14 protein-coding genes are annotated in these 15,180 nt (G+C 68.7%); 4 read left to right on the top strand and 10 right to left on the bottom strand.

Features of this window, described 5'->3' with window-relative positions; all coding sequences use genetic code 11:
- Positions 1–23: 23 nt before the first annotated feature.
- From ACLQ2O_RS40965 to ACLQ2O_RS40930, 8 genes are all read right to left on the bottom strand, one after another.
- Positions 24–941: a carbohydrate ABC transporter permease gene (locus tag ACLQ2O_RS40965; RefSeq protein WP_425843121.1), complete on the bottom strand. Its 918-nt coding sequence runs from the start codon at positions 939–941 to the stop codon at positions 24–26.
- On the bottom strand, positions 938–1,933 hold the full coding sequence (locus ACLQ2O_RS40960; protein WP_425843119.1) for an ABC transporter permease: 996 nt from the start codon (positions 1,931–1,933) through the stop codon (positions 938–940). The genes ACLQ2O_RS40965 and ACLQ2O_RS40960 overlap by 4 nt, the downstream gene beginning before the upstream one ends.
- Positions 1,934–2,322: 389 nt before the next feature.
- Positions 2,323–3,318 (bottom strand): Gfo/Idh/MocA family protein, encoded by a 996-nt coding sequence (locus ACLQ2O_RS40955; protein ID WP_425843117.1) that lies wholly within the window; start codon positions 3,316–3,318, stop codon positions 2,323–2,325.
- A 53-nt stretch (positions 3,319–3,371) separates the two neighbouring features.
- Positions 3,372–3,932 carry a GNAT family N-acetyltransferase gene (locus ACLQ2O_RS40950; RefSeq protein ID WP_425843115.1) on the bottom strand — a complete coding sequence of 187 codons (561 nt, stop codon included), beginning with the start codon at positions 3,930–3,932 and terminating at the stop codon, positions 3,372–3,374.
- A gap of 12 nt (positions 3,933–3,944) precedes the next feature.
- Positions 3,945–4,850: a phosphotransferase enzyme family protein gene (locus ACLQ2O_RS40945; protein WP_425843113.1), complete on the bottom strand. Its 906-nt coding sequence runs from the start codon at positions 4,848–4,850 to the stop codon at positions 3,945–3,947.
- A gap of 256 nt (positions 4,851–5,106) precedes the next feature.
- A complete protein-coding gene (locus ACLQ2O_RS40940) occupies positions 5,107–5,832 on the bottom strand; it encodes a phosphotransferase (protein WP_425843111.1) in 726 nt (241 codons plus the stop codon).
- A 216-nt stretch (positions 5,833–6,048) separates the two neighbouring features.
- Entirely contained in the window at positions 6,049–7,026 is a 978-nt protein-coding gene (locus tag ACLQ2O_RS40935; RefSeq protein ID WP_425843109.1) for a TerC/Alx family metal homeostasis membrane protein, read from the bottom strand.
- A gap of 275 nt (positions 7,027–7,301) precedes the next feature.
- Positions 7,302–8,204: an AraC family transcriptional regulator gene (locus ACLQ2O_RS40930; RefSeq protein ID WP_425843107.1), complete on the bottom strand. Its 903-nt coding sequence runs from the start codon at positions 8,202–8,204 to the stop codon at positions 7,302–7,304.
- A 70-nt stretch (positions 8,205–8,274) separates the two neighbouring features.
- On the opposite strand from ACLQ2O_RS40930, the gene ACLQ2O_RS40925 reads away from it, so the two are divergent.
- Together ACLQ2O_RS40925 and ACLQ2O_RS40920 are read left to right on the top strand one after the other, a co-directional pair.
- Positions 8,275–9,657, top strand: coding sequence for an FAD-dependent oxidoreductase (locus tag ACLQ2O_RS40925; protein ID WP_425843105.1), 1,383 nt, complete (start codon positions 8,275–8,277; stop codon positions 9,655–9,657).
- A 55-nt stretch (positions 9,658–9,712) separates the two neighbouring features.
- Positions 9,713–10,468: a class I SAM-dependent methyltransferase gene (locus ACLQ2O_RS40920; protein ID WP_425843103.1), complete on the top strand. Its 756-nt coding sequence runs from the start codon at positions 9,713–9,715 to the stop codon at positions 10,466–10,468.
- Here ACLQ2O_RS40920 and ACLQ2O_RS40915 read toward each other — a convergent pair.
- Both ACLQ2O_RS40915 and ACLQ2O_RS40910 read right to left on the bottom strand, forming a co-directional pair.
- Entirely contained in the window at positions 10,458–11,171 is a 714-nt protein-coding gene (locus ACLQ2O_RS40915; RefSeq protein ID WP_425843101.1) for a transporter substrate-binding domain-containing protein, read from the bottom strand. The genes ACLQ2O_RS40920 and ACLQ2O_RS40915 overlap by 11 nt on opposite strands.
- 10 nt (positions 11,172–11,181) lie before the next feature.
- Complete coding sequence (locus tag ACLQ2O_RS40910) at positions 11,182–11,964, bottom strand: methyltransferase domain-containing protein (RefSeq protein WP_425843099.1); 783 nt, start codon at positions 11,962–11,964, stop codon at positions 11,182–11,184.
- A 151-nt stretch (positions 11,965–12,115) separates the two neighbouring features.
- On the opposite strand from ACLQ2O_RS40910, the gene helR reads away from it, so the two are divergent.
- Together helR and ACLQ2O_RS40900 are read left to right on the top strand one after the other, a co-directional pair.
- A complete protein-coding gene (gene helR / locus ACLQ2O_RS40905; protein WP_425843097.1) occupies positions 12,116–14,278 on the top strand; it encodes an RNA polymerase recycling motor ATPase HelR in 2,163 nt (720 codons plus the stop codon).
- Between the two features lie 87 nt (positions 14,279–14,365).
- The gene (locus tag ACLQ2O_RS40900; protein WP_425843095.1) at positions 14,366–15,145 is read left to right on the top strand and encodes an endonuclease/exonuclease/phosphatase family protein; all 780 of its coding nucleotides are present in this window, start codon (positions 14,366–14,368) and stop codon (positions 15,143–15,145) included.
- Positions 15,146–15,180: the final 35 nt, after the last annotated feature.

Genomic DNA, 15,180 nt, shown 5'->3' with positions numbered 1-15,180 from the left:
GGGACGTACTTACCGCTGGGCAGCTAGCCCTTGACTGCGCCGACCATCACGCCCTTGGTGAAGTGGCGAGCGACGAACGGGTAGATGACGAGCACGGGCAGCGTCGAGATGACGATCAGCGCGTACTTGAGAACGTTGGCCAGCTGTTGCTGCTCCAGCTTTCCGGCCAGGTCGCCGGCGTCGATACCCGACTTGTTGAGGATCAGGACGTTGCGCAGCACGATCTGCAACGGGTACAGCGAGGGGTCCTTCAGGTAGACCAGCGCGTCGAAGTAGCTGTTCCACTGGAAGATCACGTACATCAGGGCGATCACCGCGATCACCGGCTTGGACAGCGGCAGCACCACCGACCACAGGAAGCGCAGGTCGCTCGCGCCGTCCAGGGTGGCCGCCTCGTACAGGTCGTCGGGGATCGTCGAACGGAAGAAGGTCCGCGCGATGATCACCTGCCACACGCCGATCGCGCTCGGGATCACCATCGCCCACCGGGTGTCCAGCATGTGCAGGTCCTGCACCACCAGGTACGTCGGGATCAGGCCGCCGGAGAACAGCATGGTGAAGATCAGCCCGGTCATGATCACGTTGCGGCCGAAGAACGTGCTGCGCGACAGCGGGTAGGCGATCGCGATCGTCAGCGAGACGCTGATCAGCGTGCCGCCGACGGCGTAGATCAGCGAGTTCACGTAGCCGCGCACGATGGCCGGATCCCCGAGCGCTTCCTGGTAGGCGCGCAGGCTCGGTTCGACCGGCCAGAGCAGCACCCGGCCGGCCGAGACGGCCGAGGCGGAGCTGAACGAACTGGCCACGATGTAGATCAGCGGCAGCGCGACCGCGATCAGGGCGATCCAGAGCATCACCTTGACGCCGATCAGGAAGATCTGGTCGCCACGGGTCTCCTCGATCCTGGTGTCGGTCCGGGGCGTTGTCGTAGTCGTCGTCATGACCAGAGTCCGTTTCCGGTGATCCGCTTGGCGGCGAAGTTGACCACCAGCAGCAGGAAGAGGTTGACCACGGAGTTGAACAGCCCGATCGCGGTCGCCATCGAGAAGTCGGCGTTCAGCAGACCGGTCTTGTAGACGTAGGTCGCGATGATCTCCGACTGGGCCAGGTTCAGCGGGTTCTGCAGCAGGAAGACCTTCTCGAACCCGATCGACATGATGTTGCCGACGCCGAGGACCAGGATGATCACCGCGGTCGGCATGATGCCGGGCAGGTCGACGTTCCAGATCCGCTGCAGCCGGCTGGCGCCGTCGATCCGGGCCGACTCGTGCAGCGCCGGGTCGATGCCGGCCAGCGCGGCCAGGTAGATCACCGCGGAGTACCCGGTGGTCTGCCAGACGTCGGACCAGACGTAGATGTGCCGGAAGTAGTTCGGGTCACCGAGGAAGTCGACCGCTGGTATGCCGAACAGGCCGATCGCGTCGTTGACGAACCCCAGCCGCGGTGACAGCACCAGCAGCGTCATCGAGACCACCACGACGGTGGAGATGAAGTACGGCGCGTAGGTGACCAGCTGGACGGTCTTCTTGAACACGCCCTGGCGGATCTCGTTCAGGGCCAGCGCCAGGATGATCGGGATCGGGAAGCTGGCCAGCACGGTGTAGAGGGCCAGGCCGAAGGTGTTCTTCAGCAGCGTCCAGAAGACCGGGTTGTCGAAGAACAGCTCGAAGTTCTTGAAGCCGACCCAGTCGCTGCCCCACGGGCCCTTGATCGGGCTGTAGTTCTTGAACGCGATCACCGCGTTGGAGATCGGGATGTACTTGAAGATCACGAAGTACGCGACCGGGAGCAGGATCAGCAGGTAGAGCTGCCAGTGCCGCCGGAAGCTCCGGCTCGCCGCCGCCCGGCGGGTCGGCCGGCGGCGGATACTGGTCACCGCCTGTTTCACCACCGGCGCCGGGGGTGCGGGGTTCACCTCGATCGTTCCACTCACTCGCCGAATCCCTTTCCTGGTCCTGCACGTGCTGTGACGACTCGCGTACCGCTTGCAGCGAAACCGATATCCGATAGGATCTCGGAACTCTTCTCCGGGAGAATGACACAGAACCCGGCGTTGCGGAAGAGCCACCACGCCGGTCGATATCCGATGTTGACCAACTCGGCGAAACCCCTTGTTTGTAAGGTGTTCCGGTGATTGCCGAGGGCACCCAGGGGTTCCGGGAACGCCGAAAGGATCCACTGGCCCCGCCAGTGGATCCGGGCAGTACCGCGAACGGAACGGAGGCGTTCTGAGCGGTCGCCTCCGGTCCGTACCAGTTTATTTCTGGTGTTAACTATGTCGCAGTCAACTGGTTTTCGCCGACTATGTCAAGACTTTGACGATCAGCCGCCGACGACCTCGCCGAGCTCGACCCGGCGGCGCTCGGTGGCCGAGCGGACCGCCGCCTCGACCATGGCCAGCGACGCGACGTTGCCGCGCGCATCGGACTGCGACGGCGTACCGGTGCGCACGCACGCGACGAACTCGGCCAGCGAGCCGGCGGTCTGCTCGGGCTCCTGCCCGACAGCGACCGGTTGCAGCGGGTCACCGGTCGAGGGAGTGTTATCGCCGTCCCACAACGCGGTACCGCGCTCTCCGCTCACTCGCCAGTGGCTGTTCCAGGACGTCTCCTGCCCTGGAGCGACCCAGCTGCCGCGGAAGACGAACCGCGCGCCGCCGGGGAACTCGAAGATCGCGGTCGCCGCGGCGTCCCCGGCGAACCAGCTCCAGCCGGGGTTGTACGACTCGCAGTACACGCTGACCGGATCGGCGCCGAGCAGGGCGCGGGTCGAGTCGAACTGGTGGATCGCCATGTCGACCAGCAACGGGTGCGGCATCTCCTCGCGGAACCCGCCGAAGTGCGGCGCCTTGGCGAACTCGCAGGACACGCTCGCGATCCGGCCGAGCTCGGCGGTCGCCTGCCGAAGCGCGGTGAACTGGTTGAGGTACCGGCGGGACTGGCTGATCATCAGCAGCTGCCCGGTCTCCTCGGCAACGCCGGCGATGTACTGCGCGTCGGCAACGGTCGGCGCGATCGGCTTCTCGCAGAGCACCGGAAGACCGGCCCGCAGCGCCTCCTCGTTGACCACGTTGTGCGCCCCCGGCACGGTCACGTTGACCACGGCGTCGGCGCCGGTCAGCTCTTTCAGCTCGGTCAAGCTGCGCGCGACCGGGACCAGCGCCGCCAGCTCGTCCTCACTGATCCGCTGCGCCAGCCCCAGATCCAGATCGACCAGCCCGACCAGGTCGGTGTCCGGAGAGTTGGCGATCGTGTGCAGCCAGGTCCGGCCCATCGAGCCCGCCCCGACCTGAATGATGCGCAACGGCGCGTCGGACATGACTCTCCTGGCGGGCTCGGGGACGGCAAACGGTCCGAGTATGTCAGGACTTGTCAGTCCCCGCGCAGCCGCCCGTGACTGTGAGCGTCGTGCCAGCCGTCGGCGTGCAGCATCGACCCGCACAACGTGCCCTCCAGGGGAAACCCGGCCTTGGATGCGACCCGGCATGAGCTCTCGTTGTGCACCGAGTGCTCGATCGACAACCGGTGCAACCGGAGCGTCCCGAAGCACCAGTCGGTCAGCGTCCGCACGGCCTGCCCGGCCAGCCCTCGGCCGCGCGCGGCCGGAAGTGTCCAGTAGGAGATGTGCGCCTTGGCCTCGTACAGGCTGATCTGGCGCAGCCCGATCTGGCCGATGGCCTGATCGTCGCTGACAATCGCCCAGCTGGCTGCTTCTTCCGCCGCCCAACGCCGCGGCCACCGCGCGATCCAGGCGAGCGCTTCGGCGTCGTCGTCGATCCGCAGGACGTGCCACCGCTGGGTCCCCGCATCACTGAAGGCTTCGCGCACGGCTGGAGTGTCGGCTTCGCGCCACGGGCGTAGACCTGTGAGTCGCGGCTGGGGCATCTGCCGCAGGGTCCCGGCCGGCAGGGCCGGGGCGGTCAGGTTGGGCATGGGCGAAGTGTGTCAGGGGCGCGGCCAGCCGGTGCGACCCAGCTGGTGCTCGATCGACTCGAGGTTGAAGCGGCCGGCGTGCTGGCCGGTCCACAGGTCGGCCATCACCATGTTGATGCGGAAGATCCGCTCCAGCGGCTCGATCGCGGCCAGCTCCTCGGCCGACAAGGGGATGCCCAGCTCGGTCGCCTTCTGCTGGTACGCCGTGAGCAGCTCCGGCGAGCGGTGCACGCGCGCCATCACGAACTCCCAGCTCCGGCTGTCGGTGTGGGCCAGGTCGAAGTCGATCACGCCGAGCGGATCGAAGTGCACGTTCCACTCCGCGAAGTCGCCGTGCACGACCGTCTGCGGCAGGTCCAGCAAGTTGCGCTCAGCAACCAGTTCGATGCCGCCGGCCATCGCGCGGTCGGCCCAGTCCGCCAGATCGGGCCGCTGCGACCGCAGTCCGGCGACACCCGGCGCCCAGTCCTGGAAGTTGCCCATCGCCACCAGGTCGCAGCCCTGGAAGAACCCCTCGCGCTGCGGAAGGTCGATCTCGAGGTCCCGCAGATCCGCGTGCAGCCGTGCCAGCACCGCACCCCGCTCGGCCCGCTGCTCGGGCGTCTCGTTGCGCCGTGCCTCCCCCGGCACAAAACGCGTCGCGGCCCACAGGCGTTCGCCGTACGCGATCGGCCCGGCGACCGTGCTCGGCACGTTCCAGCCTCGATGGGTGAGATGCGCGAGCACCTTGGCCTCGAACAGCAGGTCCAGCTTGGTGCGCAGCACGTGGTACCGCCGGAGGACGACACACTCCCCACCGCCGGTCCACAGGAACCACACGCCGTTGCCGGGATCGCCCGGATCGGTGCGCTGGACCTCCTCGAGCTTCTCGACCGGAAGACCGAGCAGGGCGGCGACGTCGTACGGCGCGGGAGGCATCCGGCCATTATCCCGGTACGCTCCGGCCGGCGCACCGGGATAATCGGCGCCCATAGACCTGCGCGCGCTCGCGGTGACCGACGGCGTGGACGCCGTCCGGGCGGCTTCACCCCGGAGTTTGTTGCCCTGGACAACGACCAGCTGATCGGCTGCACGGCGATGCGCTGGTGGGACGAGTCCGACGGCGATCGGCTGGCCGGCTGGCCGGCTGGGTGATCAGCGCCGAGGAGGAGGACGGCAGCCGGTCACCTGACCCTCACCGCTGGTCCGCGACGACGCACGCATCCCGCAACGAGTCCTGCCAGGGCGTGTCCCCGAGCAGCGACAGAAAAGTCGTCGCCGCGAAACTGTCGCTCACCCCGTCGACGAAGGCCTTGCGTTCCCAGACCCCGGTGAGGAACTCACAACCCCCGGCAGCGACGTAGACCATCAGCAACCCCGGCAGCACCTGCTGCTCAGCCTGCGTGACCGGCCTCGCTTCCGTGTACGCCGAGATCAGCCGCGCAGCTCGCTCGACGTCCAGCCGTCGTTCGTCGTCCAGACCCCACGACGACACCACCGAGCAGAGGTCGTACAGGCGGTAGGAGTCCAGGCAGTCGTCGAAGTCGAGCAGCGCCAGCAGGTGTCCGTCCTGATCCACCAGGACGTTCGTCTCGGTGATGTCCGCGTGCACCAGCCCGGAAGGAATCTCCTGCTCACGCTCCAGAACCGAGCGCACCCGCGAGGACACCTCGGCCAGTCCGCTGACGAGCTCCTCCACCCCAGGAACAATTTCCCGGCCGTGCCACCCCTGGACAGTCTCCAGAAACTCCTCGACCCTGCGCAGCGGATCAGCCCGTTCAGCGCGTCGTACCGGTAGGCGCAGCTCCCAGGTCAGGCGGTGCATGCGCGCGACCGCGCCGGCGATCTCGCATCCCAGCGCCAGGTCGAACGAGCCGAAGCCACCACTACGCGACGGCGCCCGGCTTCCGTCGACGTACACGATGTCCGGGCGACGGGCTCTGTCGTGTTCATCGGTCCCTCGGGCCTCGCCGTGGCGGGTCTCGTCCGGACAAAGTCCTGACCCGACCATCACGGGGGAACGGCCGGGCCAGGCACTTCGATGGTACCCCTGACGACGGGGATCAACCGGGTGAACCACGGGCGAAAACAGCGCCGTTGCGCGGCAGCGCCGACGAGCACGTCGCCCGCGGGAGGGTCAGTCGGCCTCGGTCTCCAGGCGGCGCCGGTCGTAGCCGGACTTGATCAGGCTGGCGACGGTGGTGACGAGCAGCGTGCCGGCGATGAAGCCGAGCGAGGTGGCGATGCCGATGTGCGGCAGGTGGATCGCGCCGATGTCGTCGATGTGCGAGCCGTGCAGCGCCTCGATGATCAGCTTGACGCCGATGAACGCGAGGATCACCGACAGGCCGACGTTCAGGTAGATCACCCGCTCCAGCAGGCCGCCGATCAGGAAGTACAGCTGCCGCAGGCCCATCAGCGCGAACGCGTTGGCGGTCAGCACGACGTAGGCGTCCTGGGTGAGGCCGAAGATGGCCGGGATCGAGTCGAGCGCGAAGATCACGTTCGCCATCCCGATCGCGGAGATCACGATCACCAGCGGGGTGAGCATCCGGCGGCCGTCGACCCGGGTGACGAGCTTGCTGCCGTCGTAGTCGTGGGTCAGCGGGAGGATCCTGCGCATCCCGCGGATGACGACGTTCTCCTGGAAGTCCTGCTCGTCGTTCTCACCCTCGAGCGCCAGCCGTACGGCGGTGTAGACGAGGAACGCGCCGAAGATGTAGAACACCCAGCTGGCCGCCGCGATCGCGGCCGCGCCGGCCAGGATGAACACCGCGCGGAGCAGCATCGAGACCACGATGCCGATGTAGAGCACCTTGTCCTGGGCCAGTGACGGCACCGCGAACCGGGCCATGATGATCACGAACACGAACAGGTTGTCGACGCTCAGGCTGTACTCGGTGATGTAGCCGGCGACGAACTCTCCCCCGCTCGCGCCGGGACTGAAGGCGAACAGCGCGATCGCGAACAACGCCGCCAGACCGATGTAGAACAGCACCCACCGGGTGGCGTCCTTGATCGTGACGGTGTGTTTGCGGCGCGCGATCACGATCAGGTCGAAGGCGACGATCGCCAGCAACCCGACGATCGTGAGCACCCAGACGGCAGGGGACATGACAGAGACCATGACGGTTCCTCCGGACGACGACAGACAGCACCTGGTCCGGAGGTCTCTTCCGCCCGGGCGGGACGCCCGGACCGGCAGCACCGGGTCGGCCGCCCAGGCCTTCCGTGATGACGACACTGCCGTTGCGAGCCCGTACGGCGTGATGCGACACGACCGCGGCGGACTCGGGGGGAATACTCCCCTCCACTTGCTCTTCAGTTAGTGTAGCTATTCGATTAGTCGCCAATGGTATACCGGATACCGTCCCGACGGCCAGTCGGGATCTATGGGAGCCGCCGGAACCGGCCCGGCGTACTGCCGGTGGCCTGCTGGAAGGCCCGGCTGAAGGCCGACTCCGACTGGTAGCCGACCTTGGCCGCGACCGTCGCGACGGTGTGCTCCTCGCCGCCCTCGCGGCCGAGCAGGTCGGCGGCGACCATCATCCGGATCCGGGTGACGAGCCCGTTGACCGTCGTCCCGGTGTGCTTGCCGAAGTGCCGGACGAAGGTTGCCCGCGACATCGACGCCACCTGCGCGAGCCGCTCGACCGACCAGTCCGCGCCCGGCTCCCGCAGGACGGCGTCGATCGCGTCCGCGATCCGCGGATCCTCGACGGCCGTCCACAGCGGGGTCGCGGTCAGGCCCGAGCGCCGCAGGATCATCGCCAGCAGCGCTTCGCACAGGCTCGTCAGGATCGCGGCCGCCCCCGGACCGGGGTTGCCGGCCTCGCCGCGCATCATCGTGCAGAGCGCGCGGATCGCCTCTTCGTCGGCCGCGACGGACACGATCAGCGGGTCCGGCAGGCTGCGGAACAGCATCGCGCCCGCGGCGGAGCCCGGGGTGTAGTAGCCGCAGAACAGGTCGATGACCGGCTCCCCGTCGTACTGGCTGCGGATCGTGCCGAACGCCGGGCCCGGGATGTCGACCACCCCGCGCACCGGCTCGACCCCCTGGGTCCGGACGAAGTGCGGCGAGCTCCCCGGCAGGATCACGGCCTCTCCCGCCCGCAACGGGTAGGAGCCCGAGGGCAGCTCGAGCGTGCACTCGCCGTCGAGCAGCAGGTGGAACGTCGCGTCCGTCTCGCCGTACGCCGGGACCTTCATCTCGGTCGCGGCGGAGAGCAGGCAGCGCTTGTCGAGGGTGGCCTGCAGGCCGGCTAGTTGGAGCAGATGGCTGATGGAGTCCATGAGACGATACGACCGGAATCTGAGTTGGGAACGACTGGTCCGGATCAAGTGTACGAGCGACACTCCAGACATGACCTCAGAGAACCTGCTCCGGGCCGACGTCGTGGTGATCGGTTTCGGCAAGGGCGGCAAGATCGCCGCCGAGACGCTCGGCCGTCTCGGGCGTCGCGTCGTACTGATCGAGCGGTCCGACCAGATGTACGGCGGCACCTGCCCGAACGTGGGCTGCGTTCCGACCAAGGCGCTGGTGCACCGCTCCGGCAAGCGCCGCGCGAACGACCCGCCGCAGGAGTGGTTCGAGCGGGCCGTCGGGGAGGTCCAGGCGATCACCTCGTCGTTCCGGGCCGGCAACTTCGAGGCCCTGGACGGCGCCGAGACGATCACCGTGATCACCGGCGAGGCGTCGTTCGTCGACGAGCACACGGTCGCGGTCGAGACCGGCGCCGGCCGGGTCGAGGTGCGCGGCGAGACGATCCTGATCAACACCGGGTCCGAGCCGGTGATCCCGGACGTCCCGGGCCTGCGGGACAGCCCGCTGACGATGACGAACGTCGACCTGATCCACACCACCCACCTGCCCGACCGGCTGGTCGTGATCGGCGGTGGCTACCTCGGCATCGAGTTCGCCTCGATCTACCGGCGGTTCGGGTCGCAGGTGACCGTGCTCGAGGCGTCGCCGCGGATCCTCGGCCGCGAGGACGACGACATCGCCGCGGTCGCCGAGCGGATCCTGACCGACGAAGGCGTCCGGATCGTGCCCGGTGCGCGGGTGCTGGAGATCCGCGACTCGGACACCGTGGTTTACGAGAAGGACGGTCGCGAGCACACGGTGACCGCGGACGCGATCCTTTCCGCGACCGGGCGGCGCCCGGCGACGGCGGCGCTGAAGCTGGACAACGCCGGCGTCCGTACGACGGCCAGCGGCGCGGTCGAGGTCGACGAGCACCTGCGCACCAGCCGGCCGCACATCTTCGCGCTCGGCGACGTCAACGGCGGGCCGCAGTTCACCTACATCTCGCTCGACGACAGCCGGATCGTGCTCGACCAGCTGATCGGCGAGGGCAAGCGGACCACGACCGACCGCGTCGCCGTACCGCAGACGCTGTTCATGTCGCCGCCGCTGGCGACCGTCGGGCTGACCGAGAAGGCGGCCCGCGCGGCCGGGCACCGGATCAAGATCGGGTACCAGCCGGTCGCGGAGATCGTCGCGATGCCGCGGGCGTACATCGTCGAGGAGACCCGGGGCGCGATGAAGTTCGTGATCGACCTGGACACCGACCAGATCCTCGGGGCGGCCCTGCTCAGCGTCGACGCGCAGGAGCTGGTCAACGTGGTCGCGCTGGCGATGCGCCAGGGCGTCACGGCGACCACGCTGCAGAGCTCGATCTTCACCCACCCGTCCTCGACCGAGGCGTTCAACGACGTGATCAGCACGGTGGTCCGGTCGGACTGAGCCGTGCACTCACCGCCTTCACCCGCCACACGGGCTGACGATCTACGGTGGAGCCATGACGACCCCCGCCGCGCACGCTGCTGCTCAGTACGTTGGTTCTGATCGACTGAAGGCCCGGATGGCCTTGCACGAGTTCAGCACCAATCCGCAGGGGTGGTTCGGGTGGTTGGGTGAGCGGCTGGAGCCGCGCGGGGATGTGTTGGAGGTGGGGGCGGGGACCGGGAAGTTGTGGGGTGAGGTTTCTGCTGGTGGGGCGCGGCTGACGTTGACCGATGCTTCGGATGCCATGTGCGAGGAGCTGCGGCGGGTGCCCGGTGCCGTCGTACGGCGGGCTGATGCGGAGCGTTTGCCGTTCGCGGACGCGAGTTTCGATCTGGTGATCGCGAACCACATGCTCTACCACCTGGACGATCCGTCGGTGGCGCTGGCGGAGTTCGCTCGGGTGCTTCGGCCGGGTGGGCGGTTGGTGGCGGCGCTCAACGGGCGGGAGCACCTGGCCGAGCTGCTGGACCTCGGGCCGGCTGTCGGGCGGCCGGACCTGCTGCGCGGGATGGTCTTGAACGATCTCGTGACCGAGACCGCCGAGGCGTTGGTCGCCGAGCACTTCACCGACGTGGCCGTCGAGGACTTCCCGGACGACCTGCGGGTGCCGACGGCCGAACCGGTGCTGGCCTATCTCGACAGCCTCACCAGCGGGCCGTTGGACCCGGCACAGCAGGCCGCCACGCGTGAGCAGGTACAAGCAAAGATCGACGCCGACGGGTACTTCTTCGTCCGGAAGTCCGTCGGCCTGGTGACTGCTAGTCGCTGAGTGGAGCGACCGCGGCGTCCAGGCGGCCGGAGCGCTTCAGGGAGTCGGCGACGAAGCCGCTGGCCTTCAGCTGCTCGATCTGGTCGCTGAGCCAGATCGTGGTGTCCGCGTGGCGTTTGGGCGTGCAGACCGCTTGGCGGATCTCCATGAAACGGTCCTGGATCACGCGGGTGCCGGGGGTCCGCGCGACGAACTCCTCGACCGGCTTGCGGATCCCGGCGCCGGCGTCGAGGGACTCGGCGTGGAAGAGGTCCACGCCTTCGGCGCCACGGACGATCGTGGCGTGCTGCAGGGTCCGGGTGAGGAAGAGGTCGTACGCCGAGCCTTCCTTGACGCCGACCCTGGTGCCGACCCGATCCACCTCGGCAGGCGTGCTGACCGGGGAGCTCTCAGGAACGACGTACACCCCCTCGATGATCACGTACGGCGGCGTGAAGGCGAGCTGGTCGGCGCGCGCCGGCTCGATCGCGAGGAACCCCAGGTCCGCCCGACCATCGGCCAGCGCCTCGAAGGACTGTTTCGCGGCCTGGAAGCAGACGAACTCGACCGGCACCTCGAGCCGGAGCGCGAGCTCCCGGGCGATGTCGACGGTCACCCCGCCCGGCTGCTCGGGCGTGCCCTGCGCGAGCACCGGGTTGCCGAGGTTGATCGACGCGCGCAGCACGCCGGTGGGAGCCAGGTCGGAACGTACGTCGGTCGCCATGCTCGCGACTCTATCCCCGTCGGCCCCAGGCCGAGATCAGCGGCGCTGTCGCGAGATCGAGCTTGCCTGAGGCAACATTCTCCAGGTGCTCCGCGATCTCCGCCTCGGTCGCGAGGCCCGCGGCAACCAACCGCTCCCGGATCTGTTGCACGGTAGCGAGTTCGAGCGTCGTACAGGCCGGTGAGGTGATCGGGAAGTACGCATCAGCCTGTACGTCGGCCAGCCCCGCCCCGCGCAGCAACCGCGGCAGTGTCCGCCCGAACGCCAGCTCCGCCCCGCGCTCCGCCATCAAGCTCCGGAACCCCCGACGCAACCGGTTCGCCAGCTCCTGCGCCGGCCCGAACTCGTCCGGGCAGATCAGCGGCTGCAGCGCCGGATCCGCGTCCTCGAGCACGAGCCGGCCGCCCGGCTTCAGCGCCCCGACCATCGCGGCCAGCGCCTCGGCCCGCCGCGGCACGTGCGTCAGCACGAGCCGCGCGTGGATCAGGTCGAACTCCCCCGGCGGCGCGTCGGCGCCGACGTCGTGCCGCAGTACGTCGTACGGCGCATCGCCCGGCATCCACGCCGTATCGATGTCGGTGGCAACGACCCGCCCCGACGGCCCGACCTGCGCCGCGAGCCAGTCCGGTACGCCGGGCCCGCCGGCGCCGACCTCCCAGCAGGACCATCCGGCGGTCAGGCCGGTCGCCGCGAGATGCCGGAACGTCACCGGGTCGAGCAGTTCGGACAGAGCCGCGAACCGTTGTCCGGCCTGGACTTGCTGGTTGTCGAGCAGATACCCCTGGTCGCTCATTCAGCCATCACACACCCGGGCACAAAAAAGCGGCAAGGAAATGTTTTCCTTGCCACAACTAACTTATAACGCACAGGGGGACTTGCCGCAAGGCCCACTTCATAGCTCACAATCATCGACCGGACCAGAAATTCGGACGAAACGGAGCCCCATGTCTGTGGGAACGACCAGCGCCTTCGACCTCGCCGGCCACCCCGCCAAGAACGACCCGGCCCTGATCGGACGCGACGAGCAGCACTTCGCGGCCATCGCCGCCAGCCTCGACAAGTCGATCGCCGACCTGTCCGAGCGCCTCGACGAGATCCGCAAGTCCCCGGGCGGCACGGGCCAGGAGGCTCTGGATCGTGACCTGGAGATCCATCGGCTGACCTCGCGCCTGCGGACCTTGCGCCGGTTCGGCCTCGACCTGTGCCTCGGCCAGATGGTCGCCGCCGACGGCGAGCCCGTGTACGTCGGCCGGCTCGGTCTGACCGACACCGACGGGACGCGGCTGCTGATCGACTGGCGCTCCCCCGCGGCCGAGCCGTTCTTCGGCGCGACCCACGCGAAGCCGATGGACCTGGTCTTCCGCCGCCGGTACCGCTGGACCCGCGGCCGGATCAGCGACTACTGGGACGAGGTGTTCACCGCCGACGGGTTCGAGGGGCACGCGGCGGCGCTCGACGACCAGTCGGCGTTCATCGCGAGCCTCGGCAGCAACCGGTCGGACCGGATGCGCGACGTGCTCGGCACGATCCAGTCCGACCAGGACGCGATCATCCGCGCCAGCTCGCGCGGGGCGCTCGTCGTCGACGGCGGTCCGGGCACCGGCAAGACCGTCGTGGCGCTGCACCGGTCGGCGTACCTGCTGTACTCCGATCCGCGCCTGGAGCAGCGGCGGGGCGGCGTCCTGTTCATCGGTCCTCACCAGCCGTACCTGGCCTACGTCTCCGACGTCCTGCCCAGCCTCGGCGAGGAAGGTGTCCAGACCTGCACGCTTCGGGACTTGTTGCCCGAAGGTGCGACCGCCGGTCCGGAAGCCGATCACGCAGTCCTGCGGCTGAAGTCCACGGCACGAATGGTCGAGGCGATCGAGCCCGCCGCCGCGCTGTACGAGGAGCCGCCGGCCAAGCCGCTGGTCGTCGAGACCGACTGGGCCGACCTCTACCTCAGCGTCAGCGACTGGGCCGAGGCCTTCGGCTCCGTCGACGCCGGTACGCCGCACAACGAGGGGCGCGACCTGGCCTGGGAGGAGCTGCTCACGATCCTGCTGGACAAGCTCGACGAGGACGACGAGGAGATCTCGCTCGACCAGGTACGCCGGTCGCTGCAGCGCAACGAGGTACTCCGCGACACCTTCGACCGGGCCTGGCCGCTGCTCGAACCGACCGACCTGGTCGCGGATCTGTGGTCCGTACCGGCGTACCTGCGCCGCTGCGCTCCTTGGCTGGAGCCCGACGAGGTCCGGCTGCTGCAGCGCAACGATCCCTACGCGTGGACGGTGTCCGACCTGCCGCTGCTCGACGCCGCCCGGCAGCGGCTCGGCGATCCGGAGTCGTCCCGGCGGAAGCGCCGTCAGCGCGCCGTCGCCGCGGCCGAGCGCGAGCGGATGTCCGAGGTGATCGACCGGCTCCGCGCGGCCGACGACGGTGAGGGGCTCGTGCAGAGCCTGGTCCACGGCGATCTCCAGGAGGCGCTGATCGACGAGGGCGCACTGCCGACGCCCGACCCCGACGAGCTGGCCGGACCGTTCGCGCACATCGTCGTGGACGAGGCGCAGGAGCTGACCGACGCCGAGTGGCAGATGCTCCTGCTGCGCAACCCGTCGCGGAGCTTCACGATCGTCGGCGACCGTGCCCAGGCCCGGCACGGCTTCACCGAGACCTGGGAGGAGCGGCTGCACCGCGTCGGGCTGGACCGGGTCGAGCTGGCCGGTCTGACCGTCAACTACCGCACGCCGTCGGAGGTCATGACCGAGGCCGAGCCGGTGATCCGCGCCGTCCTGCCGGACGCGAACGTGCCGACCTCGATCCGCGACAGCGGACTGCCCGTTGTCCACGGCAACGCCTCCTCACGGGACGAGATCATCGAGCGATGGTTGTCGGAGCACCCCGATTCCGTTGCCTGCGTCATCGGTGACCCGACCTTCGAGGGGACCACGCGGGTCCGTTCCCTGACCCCGATCCTTGCCAAGGGCCTCGAGTTCGACCTGGTCGTGCTGGTCGACCCGGCCTCCTTCGGCGAGGGCATCGAGGGCGCCGTCGACCGGTACGTCGCGATGACCCGGGCGACGCAGCAACTCGTCGTACTGGAGTCCAAAGCCGCCGAACAGTAGCGTGGCTCAGGTGACTGAGACAGCCGAGACCCCGACCTGGATCACCGAAATGGTCCGCCGCCAGGAAACGGCCACCCGCTGACGACCATGACCGTCGCCACGCTCAACACGCGCGGCGTACCGCTGAAGCGCACCAACGTCGCCGAACGCACCGCCCTGATCGCGGCAGGGTTCGACGCCGGTGACATCGACCTGGTCTGCCTGCAGGAGGTGTTCACCTACCGCCGGCTCGCTCAGCTACGCCGGGGAATGCCGTCCTTCCCGTACGCCGCCTTCCGCCGATCGATCGCCGGCCCAGCAGCCGGTCTGGTCACGTTGTCGCGACGACGATTGACCGGTACGACGTACGCCCGCCTCCCGTCAGCCACCCGCCGGTCACGGATCCCCGTTCGCGCCAGACTCCACTCCTTCCGCAGCGGGATCCTCACCGTGCGCCTGGCCGGCAGCCCGCTCCGCGTGCTCAACCTGCACCCGACGGCCAACACCGACGGCGACTGGTCGGAGCACAACCGCTTCCGCGAACTGCAGCACGCCCAGCTCACCGCGCTCGCGCAGACAGTTGCAGCCGACACCGCACCCGCAGTCGTCTGCGGAGACTTCAACGTCGCGCGGGAAAGCTCCCTGCACCCCGAGCTCCGGCAGCGATCCGGTCTCCGCGACGCGTTCGCCGGCAGCTGCCCACCCACCTTCCACGCCGAGTACCTCCCGGCGGGGAGCACGGCGCACTGCATCGACTTCATCCTCGTCACCGACGCGATCCAGGTCGACGCAACCGACCTGCTGTTCACCGAGAAGCGCACCCTGCCCAGCGGCCCGGACTACCTGTCCGACCACATCGGCCTGCAGGCCTCGCTCAGGATCAGCTAGCACCTCTCCCCGTGTCAGCCCTGTGTCAGGGCCGT

Source organism: Kribbella sp. DT2 (genome assembly GCF_049844575.1).
Taxonomy (GTDB): Bacteria; Actinomycetota; Actinomycetes; order Propionibacteriales; family Kribbellaceae; genus Kribbella.
Note: the sequence above shows the minus strand (reverse complement) of the source record. Positions and strands in the feature narration are given on the sequence as shown.

Coding starts and splice junctions, on each gene's coding strand:
- ACLQ2O_RS40930 (WP_425843107.1), bottom strand. CDS start 8,204: ATGGACTCCATCAGCCATCTGCTCCAACTAGCCGGCCTGCAGGCCACC.
- ACLQ2O_RS40925 (WP_425843105.1), top strand. CDS start 8,275: ATGACCTCAGAGAACCTGCTCCGGGCCGACGTCGTGGTGATCGGTTTC.
- helR (WP_425843097.1), top strand. CDS start 12,116: ATGTCTGTGGGAACGACCAGCGCCTTCGACCTCGCCGGCCACCCCGCC.
- ACLQ2O_RS40965 (WP_425843121.1), bottom strand. CDS start 941: ATGACGACGACTACGACAACGCCCCGGACCGACACCAGGATCGAGGAG.
- ACLQ2O_RS40900 (WP_425843095.1), top strand. CDS start 14,366: ATGACCGTCGCCACGCTCAACACGCGCGGCGTACCGCTGAAGCGCACC.
- ACLQ2O_RS40950 (WP_425843115.1), bottom strand. CDS start 3,932: ATGCCCAACCTGACCGCCCCGGCCCTGCCGGCCGGGACCCTGCGGCAG.
- ACLQ2O_RS40915 (WP_425843101.1), bottom strand. CDS start 11,171: ATGGCGACCGACGTACGTTCCGACCTGGCTCCCACCGGCGTGCTGCGC.
- ACLQ2O_RS40945 (WP_425843113.1), bottom strand. CDS start 4,850: ATGCCTCCCGCGCCGTACGACGTCGCCGCCCTGCTCGGTCTTCCGGTC.
- ACLQ2O_RS40935 (WP_425843109.1), bottom strand. CDS start 7,026: ATGTCCCCTGCCGTCTGGGTGCTCACGATCGTCGGGTTGCTGGCGATC.
- ACLQ2O_RS40910 (WP_425843099.1), bottom strand. CDS start 11,964: ATGAGCGACCAGGGGTATCTGCTCGACAACCAGCAAGTCCAGGCCGGA.
- ACLQ2O_RS40920 (WP_425843103.1), top strand. CDS start 9,713: ATGACGACCCCCGCCGCGCACGCTGCTGCTCAGTACGTTGGTTCTGAT.
- ACLQ2O_RS40955 (WP_425843117.1), bottom strand. CDS start 3,318: ATGTCCGACGCGCCGTTGCGCATCATTCAGGTCGGGGCGGGCTCGATG.